We start from the raw sequence: 20,053 nt of genomic DNA, 5'->3' as shown, positions 1-20,053 counted from the left end.
CCTGATGGACACCGCCGAGTGGGGTGCCGCGTATTGGTATCGCAACCTGCGCACCACCGTGCTGTTCGAGCAGGCTCTGAAGGCGGCCGAACCGGGCGTGGTGATCGAGGTCAGCCCGCACCCGGTGCTGTTGCCCGCCGTGCAGGACATCGCCCCTGCGACAGGCACGCTGCGCCGGGGCGAGGGCGACCTGAGCCGGCTGGTGCAGGCGCTGGGCCAGGCGTGGGTCCACGGCGCCCCGGTGCAATGGGACACCGTCTTCGCCGGGCGTGGCGCCGTCCGGGTCGCCCTGCCCACGTACGCGTTCCAGCACCAGCGCTTCTGGCCCGGCCCCGCCTCGAGTCCCGCCGACGTCACCGCCGCCGGACTCGACGCGGCCGGGCATCCGCTGCTCGGCGCGGTGGTGCCGTTGCCCCACACCGACGGCGTGGTGTTCACCAGCCGCCTGTCGCTGCACACCCACCCCTGGCTGGCCGACCACGCCGTCCGCGGCGCCGTGCTGCTGCCGGGCACCGGCTTCGTCGAGCTGGCCGTCCGCGCCGGCGACAGCGTGCACTGCGACCAGGTCGACGAGCTGGTCCTGGAAGCGCCGCTGGTGCTGCCGGCCCAGGGCGGCGTCCAGCTGCAAGTCGTCGTCGGCGAGCCCGAGCCGGACTCCACGCGCCGCAGCGTCGCCGTGTACGCCCGGCCCGACGGGCAGGAGCAGTGGACCCGCCACGCCAGCGGCACGATCAGCGCCGGGGCCGCCCGCGCCGGGCAGGAGTTCGACCCCGTGAGCCGGGCCTGGCCCGCGCCGGGTGCCACCGAGATCGACACGACCGAGTTCTACGAGCAGCTCGCCGCGGGCGGCTTCCTCGCGTACGGGCCGGTGTTCCGCGGTCTCGTCCGGGCCTGGCGCGACGGGGACCGGATCCTGGCCGAGGTCGAGCTGCCGGAGGCCGGCCGGGGACTTGCTCCGTCGTTCGGGATCCATCCGGCGCTGCTCGACGCCGCGTTGCATCCTGCGGTCTTCGCCGAGCTCGACGCCGCGCGCGACGGCGGGCTGCCGTTCAGCTTCACCGACGTGGTCCTGCGCGCTTCCGGGGCGGCCCGGCTGCGGGTGGCGCTGAGGAGGACCGGGCCCGACCAGGTGGCGATCGCGGTCGCGGACAGCACGGGCTCGCCGGTGCTGTCGGTCGGCGCGCTGACCGTACGCCCGGTGGCCGCGACCGGCGTCACGACCGGCACCGGCGACGGCGCCATGCTGCGGATCCAATGGGTGGACGCCACTGCCGCCGAGCCGTCGAGCGCCGAGCCCGCAGAAGCGGTGGTGCTGACCGCCTCCGGAGACCCGGACGACGTTGTCCGATCCACCCATGAGCTGACCGCCCGGATCCTCGACGAGCTGCGGCAACGGCTCGACGCGGACGACCGGAAGGTGCTCGTGACCACCCGGGGCGCGATCGCCGTCGACCCGGGGGAGGCGATCACCGACCCGGCCGCCGCGGCGGTGTGGGGCCTGGTCCGCTCGGCGCAGACCGAGAACCCGGGCCGCATCGTCCTGCTGGACACCGACGCCGACGACTTCTCCCTGGACCAGGTCCTTGCCACGGACGAGCCGCAACTTGTGCTGCGCCACGGCAAACTGCTCGCCGCCCGCCTCGCCCGGGTCACCGCCGCCGACGAACTCACCGTGCCCGAGTCGTCGCCCGAACTCTGGCGGCTCGACTCCACCGAGAAGGGCACGCTCGACACGCTGGCCCTGCATCCCGTACCCGAGCTGCTGGATCCTCTCGCGCCGGGTCAGGTGCGCGTGCACGTCCGGGCGGCGGGCCTCAACTTCCGGGACGTGCTCAACGCGCTCGGCATGGTCGACGACCCACGCGCGGCCGGGCCCCTCGGCGGGGAGATCGCCGGCGAGGTCACCGAGGTGGGACCGGGCGTGACCGGTCTCGCGGCCGGCGACCGGGTGATGGGCATCGTGTCCGGCGGCTTCGGCCCGGTGGCCGTGACCGACCAGCGGCTGCTCACGACCGTGCCGGCCGGCTGGTCGTACGTCACGGCGGCCTCCGTGCCGATCGCGTTCCTGACGGCGTACTACGGCCTGGTGGACCTCGCGGGCCTGCGGGCCGGTGAGTCGGTGCTGGTGCACGCTGCCGCCGGTGGCGTGGGATCGGCCGCCGTCCAGCTCGCCCGGCACCTCGGCGCGGAGGTGTACGCGACCGCGAACCCCGCCAAGTGGCCCGTGCTGCGCGGGCACGGCATCGCGGAGGATCGCATCGCCTCGTCGCGGGACCTGGCCTTCCGCGAGCGGTTCCGCGGCGTGGACGTGGTGCTCAACTCGCTGGCCGGCGAGTTCGTGGACGCCTCGCTGGACGTGCTGGCCCCCGGCGGCCGGTTCCTCGAGATGGGCAAGACCGACATCCGCTCCGCCGGCGACGTACGCCCCGAGGTGACCTATCAGGCGTTCGACCTGATGGACGCGGGCGCCGATCGGATCCAGGAGATGCTGCGCGAGGTGGCCGCGCTCTTCACCGCCGGGGCGCTGCGGCCGCTGCCGGTCACCGCGTTCGATGTCCGCCGGGGCCGCGACGCCTTCCGCCACATGAGCCAGGCCCGGCACACCGGCAAGATCGTGCTCACCGTGCCGCAACCCCTCGACCCCGGCGGTACGGTCGTGATCACCGGTGGCACCGGCGGGCTCGGCGGTGTCGTGGCGCGGCACCTGGCCGAGCGTGGCGCCCGGAAGCTCCTGCTGCTCAGCCGGCGCGGAAACGACGCCCCGGGCGCGGCGGAGCTGGTAGCTGACCTGGCGGAGCGGGGCGCCAGGGCCGAGATCGTGGCCTGTGACGTGGCGGACCGCTCCGCGCTGGCCGAGGCGCTGGCCGGCCGGACCGTCACCGGCGTCGTCCACACCGCCGGGGTCATCGAGGACGGCACGCTCACCTCGATCACGCGGGAGCAGCTGGACCGCGTCCTGGCGCCCAAGGTCGACGCCGCGTGGCACCTGCACGACCTGACCCGCGACGCCGACCTGGCGATGTTCGTGGTGTTCTCCTCGCTCGCCGGGTTCCTGGGCGGCGGCGGGCAGGGCAACTACGCCGCCGGCAACGTGTTCCTCGACGCGCTGATGCAGCTGCGCCGCCGGGCCGGGCTGCCGGGCCTGTCCATGGCGTGGGGCGCCTGGACGACCGACGTCGGCCTGACCGGCACGTTGTCCGAGGCGGACATCGCCCGGATGGCCCGCTCGGCGATGCCCCCCATGCCCGTCGACCAGGGGCTCGCGCTCTTCGACCGGGCCCTCGCCACCGGTCACGCGGTGCTCGGACTGTCCCGGCTCAACGTCCCCGCGCTGCGGATCCAGCACGACTCCCCGATGTGGCGGACCCTGACCGGTGGGATCCCGCGCCGCGCCGCCGACAACACCCGCGACGGCCGCGAGGGGCTGGGCGCGCGACTCGCCGCGCTGCCCGCTGACGAGCGCCGGCAGATCCTCACCGACCTGGTCCGCGACACCGCCGCGGCCGTTCTCGGCCACGCCTCCGGTACGGGCATCAGCACCGACCAGCCGTTCACCGACCTCGGCTTCGACTCGCTGACCTCCGTCGAGCTGCGCAACCTGCTGCGCACCCGCACCGGAGTCAGCCTCGCCGCCGGTGCCGTCTTCGACTACCCGACCGTCACGCGTCTCGCCGCGCACCTGGCCGGCAGCTTCGGCGAACCGGAGGACACTCCGGCCTCCGCCGTGCCCGCGCTGGTTTCCGTCGCCGACGACCCGATCGTCATCGTGGGCATGGCCTGCCGCTTCCCGGGCGGCGTGGCGAGCCCCGACGACCTGTGGCGGCTGGTCGCGGACGGCACCGACGGCATCACCCCGTTCCCGGCCGGCCGCGGCTGGGACCTCGACACGCTGCTCGGCGAAGGGGCGGCCGGCGCGGCCTCGGCGACCGGTGAGGGCGGTTTCCTCGACGGCGCCGAGGACTTCGACGCCGCGTTCTTCCGCATCTCCCCGCGCGAGGCCCTGGCCACCGACCCGCAACAGCGCCTGCTGCTCGAAGTGTCGTGGGAAGCCCTCGAACGCGCGGGCATCGACCCGGGCACCCTCGCGGGCAGCCCGACCGGCGTCTTCGCGGGGGCCTTCGGATCCGGGTACGGCGAACTCGTGGCCCGCTCCGGCGAACAGCTCCAGGGCCACCTCATCACCGGCGCGGCCAGCAGCGCCATCTCCGGCCGCGTGGCGTACGCCCTCGGTCTCGAAGGCCCCGCCATCAGCGTGGACACCGCCTGCTCGTCGTCGCTGGTGGCCATGCACCTGGCCGCGCAGGCGCTCCGGGCGGGGGAGTGCACGCTCGCCCTGGCCGGCGGCGTGACCGTCATGGCCACCGCGGACGCGTTCGTCGGCTTCACCGCCCAGGGCGGGCTCGCGGCGAACGGACGGTGCAAGTCCTTCGCCGACAGCGCCGACGGCACCGGCTGGTCCGAGGGCGTCGGCATGATCGTGCTCGAACGCCTCTCCGACGCCGAACGCCACGGCCACCGTGTGCTGGCGCTGCTGCGGTCGAGCGCGGTCAACCAGGACGGCGCCTCCAACGGCCTGACCGCCCCGAACGGCCCCGCGCAGCAGCGGGTCATCCGCCAGGCCCTCGCGGCGGCGGGTCTGTCACCCACCGATGTGGACGCGGTCGAGGCCCACGGCACAGGTACGGAACTCGGCGACCCGATCGAGGCCCAGGCGCTACTGGTGACCTACGGGCAGAATCGCGCCCATCCGTTGTGGCTGGGATCCCTCAAGTCCAACATCGGACACGCCCAGGCCGCGGCCGGCGTCGGCGGTGTCATCAAGATGGTCGAGGCTTTGCGCCACGGCATCCTGCCCAAGACGCTGCACGTGGACCAGCCGTCCACCCACATCGACTGGACCGAGGGCGACGTCCGCCTGCTCACCGAGTCGATGCCGTGGCCCGGGACCGGCCATCCGCGCCGCGCCGGCGTCTCGTCCTTCGGCGTCAGCGGCACCAACGCGCACCTGATCCTGGAAGCGCCCGCGGAGACGGAAGCCCCGGCGACCGAAGCCGACGACCATGGCCCGGTCCCGTGGATCCTGTCGGGCAAGACCGATGACGCCGTACGCGCCCAGACCGCCCGCCTCGCGGCCCACGTGGAAGCGGATCCGTCGTTGCGTCCGGTGGATGTGGCCTGGTCGCTGCTGGACACCCGGGCGCTCTTCGACCACCGCGCCGTGGTCGTCGGCGCCGACCGTGACGACCTGCTGGCCGGTCTGCGCAACGTCTCTCCGGTGACTGCCCAGGCGGCTCCGCGGCTGGCTGTGCTCTTCACCGGTCAGGGTGCGCAACGCATCGGCATGGCCCGTGAGCTGTACGAGTCGTCGGATGTTTTTGCCGCTGCGGTGGACGCGATCCTCGCTGAGCTGGATCCCCTCCTGGGCCGGCCGCTGGCGGAGGTCATGTGGGGCGACGACCCGGATCTGATCAACCAGACCGGGTGGGCGCAGCCGGCGCTTTTCGTGGTCGAGGCGGCGCTGTTCGAGGTGTTGCGCTCTCACGGTGTGACGCCCGACTACCTGTTGGGCCATTCGATCGGTGAGCTGACGGCCGCTTACGTGTCGGGGATGTGGTCGTTGCAGGACGCATCGCGGGTCGTGGCGGCCCGGGCGCGCCTGATGCAGGCCCTGCCGGCCGGCGGAGCGATGGCCACGATCCAGATGCCGGAGAGCGAGGTGCCCGGCAGCGTCTCGGTTGCAGCGGTCAACACGGCCGACTCCGTCGTGGTGTCCGGTTCGCAAGAGGCCGTCGAGCAGCTGATCGCGTCGGCGACGGGCAAGGTGACGCGGCTGCGGGTCTCGCACGCGTTCCACTCGGGATTGATGGACCCGATGCTTGACGAGTTCGCCGCCGTGCTGGCGACGGTGGAGTTCCGGGAGCCGCGGATCCCGATCGTGTCAAATCTGACCGGTGAGCCCGACGATGCCATGCAATCGGCCGACTATTGGGTCCGGCAGGTGCGGGGCACGGTTCGCTTTGCCGATGGGGTGCGGTGGCTGGCGGAGCAAGGGGTGACGACGCTGGTCGAGGCGGGCCCGGACGGGGTGTTGTCCGGGCTGGTGGACAACAGCGTGCCGATGCTGCGGCGTAAGCGCGATGACAACGAGGCGTTGCTGACGGCGCTGGGACGGTTGTATGCACAGGGCGTCGCGGTGGATTGGTCGCCGGTCTTCGTGGATCGCCACGCGCGGCGGGTGGATCTGCCGACGTACGCGTTCCAGCACCAGCGCTTCTGGCCGGCCACCGCCACCGGGCCGGCCGACGTGACGGCCGCCGGACTCAGCGCGGCCGGGCATCCGCTGCTCGGGGCCATGCTGCCGCTGCCTCAGCTCGACGGCATGGTCTTCACCAGCCGGTTGTCGCTGCGCACCCACCCGTGGCTGGGCGATCACGCCGTCCAGGGGAAGGCGGTCTTCCCGGGCACCGGCTTTGTCGAGCTGGTCGTCCGGGCCGGGGACAGCGTCGGTTGTGGGCACCTCGACGAGCTGCTGCTCGAAGCCCCGCTCGTGCTGCCCGCGCAGGGCGGCGTCCAGGTGCAGGTCGTGGTCGGCGCCGGGGACGGCGGGCGGCGCAGCGTGGCCGTGCACGCCCGGCCGGACGGTGAGGACGGCTGGACCCGGCACGCCACGGGCACGCTGAGCGCCGCCCCGGACGGCGCCGGGCCGGAGTTCGCGCCGCTCGGCGAGGCGTGGCCCGGGCCGGCCGCCGTGGAGCTGGACACCGCCGGCTTCTACGAGCGGGTGCGCGAGGGCGGCCTGCTCGCGTACGGGCCGATGTTCCAGGGCCTGCACCGCGCCTGGCGGGACGGGGACCGCGTCCTGGCCGAGGTGGAACTGCCCGGCCCGGCCGGGGCGGAAGCCTTCGGCCTGCATCCGGCGTTGCTGGACGCCGCGCTGCAAGCCACGGTGTTCGCCGAGCTCGACGCGGTGCGGGCCGGCGGTTTGCCGTTCGCCTTCGCCGACGTGGCCCTGCACGCGACCGGGGCTTCCCGGCTGCGGGTCGTGCTGACCCCGAGCGGCGCCGACCGGGCCGCCATCGCGGTCGCGGACGGCGCCGGGTCGCCGGTGTTGTCGATCGGCGCGCTGACGCTGCGGGCGGCCGCCGCCGGCAGTGTCACCGCCGGCACCGGCGACCGGGCCCTGCTCACGGTGGAGTGGCCCGAGATCGCGCTGCCGGAGGCCGAGCCGGTCGCCGAGTGGGCGGTGGCGAACCGGGCCGCCGTCTACGCGGACGTGGCCACCGGCATCGACGACGAGGCTCAGCCGCGCGCCGTGCTCCTGCCGGTGTCCGGCGACCCGGACGACGTGGTGGCCTCGGCGCACGATCTCACCGGCTGGGTGCTCGCGCAGCTGCAGGCCCGGCTCGAGGCCGGCACCGCCCCGCTGGTCGTCGTGACCAGCGGCGCCGTGGCCGCCCAGCCCGGCGAGGACGTGACCGACCTGGCCGCCGCCGCCGTCTGGGGCCTGGTGCGCTCGGCGCAGACCGAGAACCCGGGCCGGATCGTCCTGCTCGACACCGACACCGAGGTCGACGCCGTTCTGCTGGGCCGGGTCCTCGCCGCCGGGGAGCCGCAGCTCGCGTGGCGGCAGGGCCGGCTGCACACCCCGCGCCTGGCCCGGCCCGCCCGCGACGCCGAGCTGACCGTCCCGGCGGACGGCGTCCCGTGGCGGCTGGACTCGACCGGCCGCGGTACCCTCGGCAACCTGGCGCTGGTGCCCTGCCCCGAGCTCGGCGCGCCGCTGGAGCCGGGTCAGGTCCGCCTCGACGTACGCGCGGCGGGCCTGAACTTCCGCGACGTCCTCAACGCGCTCGGCATGTATCCAGGACCGGCCGGACCGCTCGGCGGCGAGGTCGCCGGCGTGGTCACTGAGGTCGGGCCGGGCGTCACCGGTCTCGCGGCCGGCGACCGGGTGCTCGGGCTCGCGTTCGGGGCGATCGGGCCGGTCGCCGTCACCGATCGGCGGTTGCTCACGCCGATGCCCCGGGACTGGTCGTTCGCCACGGCCGCGTCCGTGCCGATCGTCTTCCTGACCGCTTATTACGGACTCGTGGACCTGGCGGCCGTACGCCATGGGCAGTCGATTTTGATCCATGCCGGTGCCGGCGGCGTCGGATCCGCGGCGATTCAGCTCGCCCGGCATCTCGGCGCGCGGGTATACGCCACGGCCAGCGAGGCCAAGTGGCCGGTGCTGGAGGAGTGGGGCGTGCCCCGGCACCGGATCGCCTCGTCGCGCGACCTGACCTTCCGCGAGCGGTTCCTGACCACCACGGACGGCCGCGGGGTCGACGTGGTGCTCAACTCGCTCGCCGGGGAGTTCGTCGACGCCTCGCTCGACGTGCTGGCCCCCGGCGGGCGCTTCCTGGAGATGGGCAAGACCGACGTCCGGTCGGCGGACGAGCTCGCGCCGCGGGCCCGCTACGCGGCGTTCGACCTCATGGACGCGGGCTTCGACCGCATCGGGGAGATGCTGCACGACGTCATGGGCCTGTTCGGCGCGGGCGTGCTGCACCCGCTGCCGGTCGCGGCGTGGGACGTCCGGCAGGCGCAGGACGCCTTCCGGCACATGCAGCAGGCCCGGCACGTGGGCAAGCTCGTGCTCACCGTCCCGCACACCCCTGACCCCGACGGTACGGTCGTGATCACCGGTGGCACCGGCGGGCTCGGCGGCGTCGTGGCGCGGCACCTGGCCGAGCGGGGCGCCCGCAAGCTCCTGCTGCTCAGCCGGCGTGGGGCCGACGCCCCGGGCGCGGCGGAACTGATCGCCGACGTGGCGGAGCGGGGCGCCGAGGCGGAGATCGTGGCCTGTGACGTGGCGGACCGCGCCGCGCTGGCCGACGCGTTGTCCGGCCGGGTCGTCACGGGCGTCGTGCATACCGCGGGCGTGGTGGAGGATGGCGTACTGGCGTCCTTGGATCCGGAGCGGCTCGGGCGGGTTCTCGTACCCAAGGTGGACGCGGCCTGGCACCTGCACGAGCTGACCCGCGAGGCCGACCTGGCGATGTTCGTGGTGTTCTCCTCGCTCGCCGGGATCTCCGGCGGCGCCGGGCAGGGCAACTACGCCGCGGGCAACGTGTTCCTCGACGCGCTGATGCAGCATCGGCGGCACACCGGCCGGCCCGGCCTGTCGATGGCGTGGGGCGCGTGGACGACCGACATCGGCCTGACCGGCACCCTGTCCGGCGCCGACCTGGCCCGGCTGGCCCGCTCGGCCATGCCGCCGCTCTCCGCCGAGCAGGGCATCGAGCTGTTCGACCGCGCGCTGGGCACCGGCCATCCGCTGCTCGCGCTGACCCGGCTCAACACCACGGCCCTGCGCGCCCAGCCGGACCTGCCGGCCGTGTGGCGAGCCCTGGCCGGCGGCGCGCAGCGACGGGCCGCCGACGACGCCCGCTCCGGGCCCGGACTGGCCGGGCTGAGCGGCGCCGACCGTCGCCGGGCCCTGACCACGCTGGTCCGCGAGTCGGCCGCCGCCGTGCTGGGCCACGCGTCCGCCGCGCAGATCAACCCGGACCAGCCCTTCAGCGACCTGGGCTTCGACTCGCTCACCGCGGTCGAGCTGCGCAACCTGCTGCAGTCGCGCACCGGGCAGGCCCTGGCCTCCAGCGCGGTGTTCGACTATCCGACCGTCACCCGGCTCGCGGGTCACCTGGCCGCCGAGCTCGGCGACCCCGACGCGGCGGACGAGGTCACCGTGCCGGCCCTGGTGTCCGTGGCCGACGACCCGATCGTCGTCGTGGGCATGGCCTGCCGCTATCCGGGCGGCGTCATGGACGCCGACGGCCTGTGGCGCGTGGTCACCGATGAGGTCGACGGCATCACGCCGTTCCCGGCCGACCGCGGCTGGGACCTCGACGCGCTGCTCGGCGCGGACGGCTCCGGGACGGGCACGTCGGCCACCGCGGAGGGCGGGTTCATCACCGGCGCCGACGAGTTCGACGCGCCGTTCTTCCGCATCTCGCCGCGCGAGGCCCTCGCCACCGACCCGCAGCAGCGCGTGCTGCTCGAGGTCTCCTGGGAGGCCCTGGAACAGGCTGGGATCCAGCCCGCCTCGCTGGTGGGCACCGCGACCGGGGTGTTCGCCGGCGCTTATCAGTCCGGCTACACCGACATCGTCGGCTCCGGCAACGCCGAGCTGCGCGGGCACCTGGTGACCGGCGGCGCGAGCAGTGCCATCTCGGGCCGGGTGGCCTACTCCCTGGGCTTCGAGGGGCCCGCGGTCAGCATCGACACGGCGTGCTCGTCGTCGCTGGTCGCCATGCACCTGGCCGCGCAGGCATTGCGGTCCGGCGAGTGCACGCTGGCGCTGGCCGGAGGCGTGACGGTGATGGCCACCCCCGCCGCGATCGTCGGGCTCACCGCGCAGGGGCCCCTGGCCGGGGACGGGCGGTGCAAGTCGTTCTCCGACACCGCCGACGGCGCGGGCTGGTCCGAGGGCGTGGGCGTCGTGGTCCTCGAACGTCTCTCCGACGCGCGCCGCAACGGCCACGACGTCCTGGCGATCATGCGCTCCAGCGCGGTCAACCAGGACGGCGCGTCAAACGGGTTGACGGCGCCGAACGGGCCGTCGCAGCAGCGGGTGATCCGTCAAGCGTTGGCGGCGGCGGGTCTGTCGCCCTCCGATGTGGACGCCGTCGAGGCGCATGGCACGGGCACCCGGCTCGGCGACCCGATCGAGGCCCAGGCGTTGCTGGCCACCTATGGCCAGGACCGGGACAACCCGCTGTGGCTCGGATCCCTCAAGTCCAACATCGGGCACACCCAGGCCGCGGCCGGCGTCGGGGGCGTCATCAAGATGATCCAGGCCCTGCGCCACGGGATCCTGCCCAAGACCCTGCACGTGACCGAGCCCTCCGCCCAGGTCGACTGGACCCAGGGCGACGTGCGGCTGCTCACCGCGCCGGTGCCGTGGCCCGCGAACGGGCGCCCGCGCCGGGCCGGCGTCTCCTCCTTCGGTATCAGCGGCACCAACGCGCACGTCATCCTCGAGTCCCCGGAACCCGTGACACCGCCCGCGCCCGCAGACCCGCAAGCCGACGTGCCGTGGGTGTTGTCCGCCAAGACGCCCGACGCGGTCCGCGCCCAGGCAGCCCGGCTGCTCGACCGGATCACCGCGGATCCCGGACTGCGCGCCGAGGATGTCGCCTGGTCGCTGCTGCACACGCGGGAAGCCTTCGAGCATCGGGCCGCCCTGGTGGCCGGCGACCTCGACGCCCTGCGCGCGATCAGCGCCGGCGCCGTCGCCCCGGCGCAGGCCCGCACGGCGGACCGGGTCGTCTTCGTCTTCCCCGGGCAGGGCTCGCAATGGGTGGGCATGGCCCGGGACCTCCTCGGCTCCTCGCCGGTGTTCGCCGCGAGCCTGCGGGAGTGTCAGGAAGCTTTGGATCCGTTCGTGGACTGGTCGCTCCCGGAGATGCTCGGCGACGACGCCGCGCTCAAGCGGGTCGAGGTCGTGCAGCCCGTGCTGTGGGCGGTCATGGTGTCGCTCGCGGCGGTGTGGCGCTCCTTCGGCGTGGAGCCGGACGCTGTGATCGGCGCGAGCCAGGGCGAGATCGCGGCGGCCTGCGTGGCCGGCGAGCTGAGTCTGGCCGACGGCGCCCGGGTGGTGGCGTTGCGCAGCCGGCTGCTGGCCGAGCGAATGGTGGGCCGGGGCGTGCTGGCCTCCGTCGCGCTGCCGGTGGACCGGGTCCGCGAGCTGCTGCCCGAGGGCCTGAGCATCGCCGGGATCAACGGCCCGGCGACGGTGACGGTGGCCGGCGCGCAGGACGCGGTCGAGGACTTCACGGCCCGGCTCACCGAGGAAGGCGTCCGGGCCCGGGTGGTCGCCTCCTCGGTGGCCACCCACTGCGACCTGGTCGACCATCTGGCCGGCGACCTGGCCGAGCTGCTGCGCGACGTCGAGCCGCGGGCGGGCTCGGTGCCCTTCCACTCGACGGTGGAGCCGGGCGTCCGGGAGCCGGGCACCCTCGACGCGGGCTACTGGTTCGCCAACATGCGCCGGCCGGTGTCGTTCGAGCCGGTCGCGCGGGAGCTGATCGCGGCCGGGCCGGTCACGTTCATCGAGATCAGCCCGCATCCGGTGCTGCTGCCCGCGATCCAGGACATCGTGGAGAGCAGCCCGGACAGCACGGCGGCGGTGCTGGGCACGCTGCGCCGCAACGAGGGCGACCTGCGGCGGCTGGTGCAGGCCCTGGCCCAGGCCTGGACGTACGGCGTCGGCGTCGACTGGACCCACGCGGTCACCGGGCGCCGGGTCGACCTGCCGACCTACCCGTTCGAACACCGGCGCTACTGGCCCGAGGCGACCGGCGGCCCGGCCGACGTGACTGCCGCCGGGCTGGATCCCGCCGAGCACCCGCTGCTCGGGGCCATGGTGGCGTTGCCGCACAGCGACGGCGTGCTGTTCACGAGCCGGCTGTCGCTGCGCACCCACCCGTGGCTGGGCGATCACGCCGTACAGGGGAATGTGGTCTTCCCGGGCACGGGGTACGTGGAGCTGGCCGTGCGGGCGGGGGACAGCGTCGGGTGCGACCGGCTGGACGAGCTGGTCCTCGAGGCGCCGCTGGTGCTGCCCGCGCAGGGTGGGGTCCAGGTGCAGGTGGTCGTGGACGCCGGCGAGACGCAGCGGGCCGTGGCCGTCTATGCCCGGCCGGACGGGCAGGACGAGTGGACGCGGCACGCGAGCGGCGTCCTGAGCTCCGGCGCGGCCGTGGCGGGCGCCGAGTTCGAGCCGGTGAGCCAGGCCTGGCCGCCGGCCGGGGCGACCGAGATCGATCTGAGTGACTTCTACGCCGCCTCGGCCTCCTACGGCCCGCTGTTCCAGGGACTGAGCCGGGCATGGCGGCTCGGCGACCGGGTCCTGGCCGAGGTGGAGCTGCCCGAGGGCGCCCGGGCGGCCGCCGGCTTCTACGCCATCCACCCCGCGCTTCTGGACGCCGCCCTGCACCCGGCCGTGTTCGCCGGGGTCAGCGAGGGCGGCCTGCCGTTCAGCTTCGGCGACGTGGTGCTGCGGGCCTCTGGTGCGGCCCGGGTGCGGGTCACGATGACGCGTACGGGGACGGACGAGGTGGCGGTCGCGGTCGCCGACGGCAGTGGGCTGCCGGTGCTGTCGATCGGCTCGCTCGCGGTGCGGCCGCTCCCGGACGGTTCCCTGACCGGCACCGCCGACGACAGCGCTGTTCTGACTCTGGATTGGATCGGCATCGACCCGGCCGGGATCCCGGTGCCGGAGTGGATCGTGGCCGACCGCGCGACGCCGCTCGGCGCCGATCCGGTGGACCGGCCGGTGGTGCTGACGGTGGCCGGCGACCCGGACGCGGTGCCCGCCTCCACCCACGAGGTGACCGGCTGGGTCCTGGACCAGCTGCAGCTGTGGCTGGCCGGCGACAACGCCGACCCGCTGGTGGTGGTGACCCGCGGCGCGGTGACGGAGCCGCCGACGGACTTGGCGGCGGCCGCTGTGCACGGTCTGGTGCGGTCGGCGCAGACGGAGAATCCCGGGCGGATCGTTCTGCTCGACACCGACGCGGAATGGGATCCCGCCACGCTCGGCAACGTCCTGGCGGCGGACGAGCCGCAACTGATGCTGCGCGACGGCCGGCTCCACGCGGCCCGGCTGACCCGGTCGCGCCCCACGGACGAGCCGGTCGTCACGCCCACCGGGACAGTCCTCGTCACGGGCGGCACCGGCGGTCTGGGCGGCTTGGTGGCGCGGCATCTCGCCGGTGCGTACGGGATCCGGAGCCTGCTGCTGCTCAGCCGGCGCGGCACCGACGCCCCGGGTGCCGCCGAGCTCGTCGCCGAGCTGGCGGAGCTCGGCGCCCGGGCCGAGATCGTGGCGTGCGACGTCACGGACCGCGCGGCCCTCGCCGCGGTGCTGGACGCGCATCCGGTCGACGGCGTCGTGCACACCGCCGGTGTCCTCGACGACGGTGTCATCGGCAGCCTGACCCGCGAGCAGCTGGACCGGGTGCTCGCCCCGAAGGTGGACGCCGCCTGGCATCTGCACGAGCTGACCCGCGACCGGGACCTGTCGATGTTCGTCGTCTTCTCCTCGCTCGCCGGGATCCTCGGCGGCGGCGGGCAGGGCAACTACGCCGCGGGTAACGCCTTCCTGGACGCCCTGGTGCAACAGCGCCGCCACGAGGGCCGGCCCGGACTCTCGCTGGCCTGGGGCGCGTGGACGACCGAGGTCGGGCGCACCGGCGAGTTGTCCGACGCCGACCTGCGGCGCATCGCCCGCTCGGCCATCCCGCCGGTCTCGGTGGAGCAGGGCCTGGCGCTCTTCGACCGGGCGCTGCGGGCGGAGGCCCCGGTGGTGGCGCTGACCCGGCTCAACGTACGGGCCCTGCGCGCACCGGGCGGCGTACCGGCGATCTGGCGGGCCCTGGCCGGGGGCGTGCTGCGCCGCGCGGCCGTCGCCGGGGACGCGGACGGCCCGGCGCACCGGCTGGCCGGGCTCGCCCCCGCCGACCGGGAGAAGGCGCTGCTCGACCTGGTCGGGGACGCCGCCTCGGCGGTGCTCGGCTACGCCCCGGGCACCCGCGTCGCCGGCGACCAGCCGTTCAAGGAGCTCGGCTTCGACTCGCTGACCGCGGTCGAGCTGCGCAACGTGCTGCAGACCCGGACCGGGCTGCGGCTCGCGTCCAGCGCGGTGTTCGACTATCCGACCGTGACGCGTCTCGCCGCGCACCTGGCCGCCGGCTTCGGCGACGCCCTGCCGGCGGCCACCACGACCGCCCCGGCGCTCGTGCCGGTCGCGGACGACCCGATCGTCATCGTGGGCATGGCCTGCCGCTTCCCCGGCGGGGTCAGCAACCCGGACGACCTGTGGCGCCTGGTGGCCGACGAGGCCGACGGGGTGGCGCCCTTCCCGGCCGACCGCGGCTGGGACCTCGGCCGCCTGCTGGGCACCGGCGCCACGGCGGGCACCTCGGCCACCGGCGAGGGCGGCTTCGCCGACGGGGTGGACGAGTTCGACGCGGCGTTCTTCCGCATCTCGCCCCGCGAGGCGCTGGCCACCGACCCCCAGCAGCGGCTGCTGCTCGAAGTGTCGTGGGAAGCTCTCGAACAGGCGGGCATCGACCCGGGCACCCTCGCCGGCAGCCCGACCGGCGTCTTCGCGGGCGCCTACCAGTCCGGCTACACCGACCTCGTCGCCCGCAGCGGCGAGGACGTCCAGGGTCACATGATCACCGGCGCGGCGGGCAGCGCGATCTCCGGCCGGGTCGCCTACACCCTCGGCCTCGAGGGACCCGCGGTCAGCGTGGACACGGCCTGCTCGTCGTCGCTGGTGTCCATGCACCTGGCCGCGCAGGCGCTGCGGGCGGGGGAGTGCTCGCTGGCCCTGGCCGGCGGCGTCACCGTGATGGCGACGCCGGACGTGTTCGTGGGCTTCACCGTGCAGGGCGGCATGGCCGCCGACGGGCGGTGCAAGTCCTTCGCCGACAGCGCCGACGGCGCGGGCTGGGCCGAGGGCGCCGGCATGGTGGTGCTGGAACGGCAGTCCGACGCCGAGCGCCACGGCCACGAGATCCTGGCGATCTTCCGCTCGAGCGCGGTCAACCAGGACGGCGCCTCCAACGGCTTGACCGCCCCGAACGGGCCCTCCCAGCAGCGGGTGATCCGTCAAGCGCTGGCGGCGGCGGGCCTGTCACCCTCCGAGGTGGACGCGGTGGAGGCCCACGGTACGGGCACCCGGCTCGGCGACCCGATCGAAGCCCAGGCGCTGCTGGCCACCTACGGCCAGGACCGTCCCAAGAACCAGCCGTTGTGGCTGGGATCCCTGAAGTCCAACATCGGGCACACGCAGGCCGCCGCGGGTGTCGCCGGCGTCATCAAGATGGTCATGGCCCTGCGCCACGGCCTGCTCCCCAGGACGCTGCACGTGGACGCGCCCACCGCTCAGGTCGACTGGACCGAGGGCGACGTCCGGCTGCTGACGGCGGCGATGCCGTGGCCCGCCAACGGTCACCCGCGCCGCGCCGGCGTGTCCTCGTTCGGCATCAGCGGCACCAACGCCCACGCCATCCTCGAGGAACCGCCCGCCGTCCCGGCCGCCCCGCCGTCGAGCGACACGGAGTCGAAGCCGTGGGTGCCGTGGATCCTGTCGGGCAAGACCGACGACGCCGTACGCGCCCAGGCCGCCCGTCTCGCCGCCCACGTCGAGTCGCATCCCTCGTTGCGCCCGGTGGATGTGGCCTGGTCGCTGTTGGATGCACGAGCGCTGTTCGACCACCGGGCCGTGGTGGTGGGCCGCGACCGTGACGACCTGCTCGCCGGTCTGCGCAGCGTTGTCCCGGTGACTGCGCAGGCGGCTCCCCGGCTGGCTGTGCTGTTCACCGGGCAGGGCGCGCAACGCATCGGCATGGCCCGTGAGCTGTATGAGTCGTCGGATGTCTTTGCCGCGGCGGTGGATGCCCTTCTCGCCGAGTTGGAGCTGCCGCTGGCGGAGGTGATGTGGGGCGACGACGCCGACCTCATCAACCAGACCGGATGGGCGCAGCCGGCGCTGTTCGTGATCGAGGCGGCCCTGTTCGAGGTGCTGCGCGCCCATGGTGTGACGCCCGACTATCTGCTGGGGCATTCGATCGGTGAGGTGACGGCCGCTTACGTGTCGGGGATGTGGTCGTTGCAGGATGCATCGCGGGTGGTGGCGGCCCGGGCCCGGCTGATGCAGGCGTTGCCGGTCGGCGGTGCGATGGCCACGATCGAGATGCCCGAGGGCGAGGTGCCCGACACCGTCTCGATCGCGGCGGTCAACACGGCCGGCTCGGTGGTGGTGTCCGGCCCGCAGGAAGCGGTGGACGCGCTCATCGCGTCGGCGACCGGGAAGGTGACGCGGCTCAGGGTCTCGCACGCCTTCCACTCGGCATTGATGGAGCCGATGCTCGCAGCATTCGCGCATGTGCTCGCGGAGGTGGAGTTCCGGGAGCCGCTGATCCCGATCGTGTCGAATCTGACCGGCGCGCCCGACGATGCCATGCAAACGGCCGACTATTGGGTCCAGCAAGTGCGCGGCACGGTGCGGTTCGCCGACGGCGTACGATGGCTGGCCGAGCAAGGGGTGACGACGCTGGTCGAGGCGGGCCCGGACGGGGTGTTGTCCGGGCTGGTGGACAACAGCGTGCCGATGCTGCGACGCAACCGCGGCGACAATGAGGCGTTGTTGAGCGCTCTGGGCCGGTTGTATGCGCAGGGCGTCGCCGTGGATTGGTCGCCGGTGTTCGCGGAGCGGGGAGCCCGGCGAGTGCCGCTGCCGACCTACGCCTTCCAGCGGCAGCGGTTCTGGCCCGAGCCCGCCGTGGCGACCGCGTCGCCTTCGCTGGACGGCGAGTTCTGGGCCACGGTGGATTCGCACGACGCCGGCAGCCTCGCCGAGACGCTCGGCGTGGACGACACCCTGGCCGCCACGATGCTCCCGGCCCTCGCCACCTGGCGCGACCGGCATCGCGACGACACCACCGTGAACGGCTGGCGCTACCGCGAATCCTGGAAGCCGCTGCGCCTCCAGCCCGCCCAGGCCACCGCCGGCCGGTGGGCCGTCGTGGCCGCCCCGGGCCGGGCCGGCGACCCCCTGACCGTCGCCGTGGCCGACGCGCTGGGATCCGGCACCCGGATCGTGGAAAACGCCGGCCGCCCGCAGCTCGGATCCGGGCTCACCGGCATCGTGTCCCTCGTCCCGGCCTTGGATACCGTCACCGAGCTGCTGGCCGCGATCCCGGACACCGGCCCGAGGCTGTGGGTGCTGACCCAGGGCGCAGTCTCGACCGGCGCCCAGAACCCGCTCACCGCACCCGAGCAAGCCGCGCTCTGGGGCCTCGGCCGGGTCGCGGCCCTCGAACAGCCCACCCGCTGGGGCGGCCTGATCGATCTGCCGCCCACCCTCGACCCCCGCACCGCCCACGCCCTGGCCACCGCTCTGACCAACACCACCGGCGAGGACCAGCTCGCGATCCGCCCGGCCGGCACCTTCGGCCGTCGCCTCGTGCACGCCCCGGCGAGCAACGGCCCCGCGCCCTGGACCACCACGGGCACGGCACTGATCACCGGCGGCACCGGCGGCCTCGGAGCCCACGTCGCCCGCTGGATCGTCGAGCGCGGCGCCGAGCACGTGCTCCTGCTCAGCCGCCGCGGCCCCGACGCCGAGGGCGCCGACCTGCTGCGCCTGGAGCTGGAGACCGCCGGCGCCCAGGTCACCGTCGCCGCCTGCGACGTCGCCGACCGCGACGCCCTGGCCGAGACGCTGGCCGAGATCCCCGAGGAGTATCCGCTGCGGACGGTCGTGCACGCCGCCGGTGTCGCGGGGGATCCCACGCTCCTGACCGCCCTGACCCCCGCCGAGCTGGAGCACCAGCTCGCGCCGAAGCTGACCGGCGCTCACCACCTCGACGAGCTCACCCGCGACGCCGAGCTGGACGCGTTCGTCCTCTTCGCCTCCGGCGCCGGCTCGTGGGGCGGCGGCGGGCAGGGCGGCTATGCGGCGGGCAACGCGTACCTGGACGCCCTGGCTGCCGCCCGCCGGGCGCGGGGCCGCACCGCGACCTCGATCGCCTGGGGCTCGTGGGACGAGGGCGGCATGCTCGCCGCCGCCGAGTCCGGGCAGCGGGACCATCTCGGCCTGCTCGGCCTGGTGCCCATGCGCCCGGACCTGGCCCTGGCCGCGCTGCAGCGGGCTCTGCACGACGACGAGACCACCCTCGTGGTGACCGACATCGACTGGGCCCGCTTCGCCCCGGTCTTCACGGCGGCCCGCCCGAGCCCCCTGCTCGCCGACCTCCCCGAGGCCGCGGTCGCCCTGGTGCAGCCGGGCGCCTCGGGCTCCGGCGAGCCGGCCCTGCGCATCGCCGGGCTGCCCGCCGCCGAGCGGGAAGAAGCCCTGCTCACCCTGGTCCGGGAGGCGGCCGCGGCGGTGCTGGGTCACACCCCGGACGCGCGGTTCGACGACGACCAGCCGTTCAAGGAGCTCGGCTTCGACTCGCTGACCGCCGTCGAGCTGCGCAACGTCCTGCAGGCCCGCACGGGGGCCACCCTTGCGGCCGGGGCGGTGTTCGACCACCCGGACCCGCGCAGCCTGGCCCGGGCCCTGGACGCCGCCCTGCACCCGGCGACCGGCGGCCCGGCGGCGGAGGCCCCGCCGGACTTCTTCGGCGAGCTCTACCTGCAGGCGATGCGCAGCGGCGAGCTGGGGAGCGCCCAGCAACTGATGGCCGGCGGGGCGCGGCTGCGGCCGAAGTTCCACGACTCGGCCGGCTCGGAGGCCGCCCTGGTCGAGCTGAGCCCCGGGCAAGGTGGCCCGCACCTGATCCTCGTGTGCCCGACCGTCATGACCACCGGGCCGCAGGTCTACACCCGGCTGGCGGAGCACCTCGGGGCCGGGCGGCGGGTGTCGGCGCTGGTGCCGCCCGGGTTCCACGCCGGGGAGGCGCTGCCGGCCACGCTGGACACCTTGGTGCGCAGCCTGGCCGACGCGGTCGAGGCCGGGGCGGGCGACGGCGACCTCGCGCTCGTCGGGCACTCGTCGGGCGGCGTCGTGGCGTACGAGGTGGCCAAGGAGCTGCAGGCCCGCGGCCGGGCCCCGCGCGGGGTGGTGCTGATCGACTCGTACAGCTTCGACGGCGACGGCGGCGGGCCCGAGGAGCTGTTCCGCAGCGCGCTGAACGAACGGTTCGTGGACTACCTGCGCCTGATGGGCGGCGGCAACCTCTCGGAGCGGATCACCGCCCAGGTCTGGTGCCTGGAGCTGCTGCGCGGCTGGCGACCGGCCGGGCTCACCACGCCGACCCTGTACGTCCGCCCGGCCCAGCCCCTCGTCACCGACGAGCGGCCCGAGTGGCGCGCCGGCGTGCTGGCGGCGATGGGTCAGGTCGTCGAGGCGCCCGGCGACCACTTCACGATCATCGAGGGCGAGCACGTGGCGACGACCGCGCGGATCGTCGGCGACTGGCTGCTGGAGGCCCCGGCGCACTACTCGACCGAGGGATGGGGCGGCGCGCTCCGGGCGGAAGAATGACCG

At 74.6% G+C, this 20,053-nt stretch carries 1 protein-coding gene; it reads left to right on the top strand.

What is annotated here, in order from left to right:
• Positions 1-58 precede the first annotated feature (58 nt).
• Positions 59-20,050, top strand: coding sequence for a type I polyketide synthase (locus tag RAN62_RS07245; RefSeq protein WP_305783694.1), 19,992 nt, complete (start codon positions 59-61; stop codon positions 20,048-20,050).
• Positions 20,051-20,053: the final 3 nt, after the last annotated feature.

It is taken from the genome of Symbioplanes lichenis, assembly GCF_030709675.1.
In the GTDB taxonomy this organism is placed as follows: domain Bacteria; phylum Actinomycetota; class Actinomycetes; order Mycobacteriales; family Micromonosporaceae; genus Actinoplanes; species Actinoplanes lichenis.
Note: the sequence above shows the minus strand (reverse complement) of the source record. Positions and strands in the feature narration are given on the sequence as shown.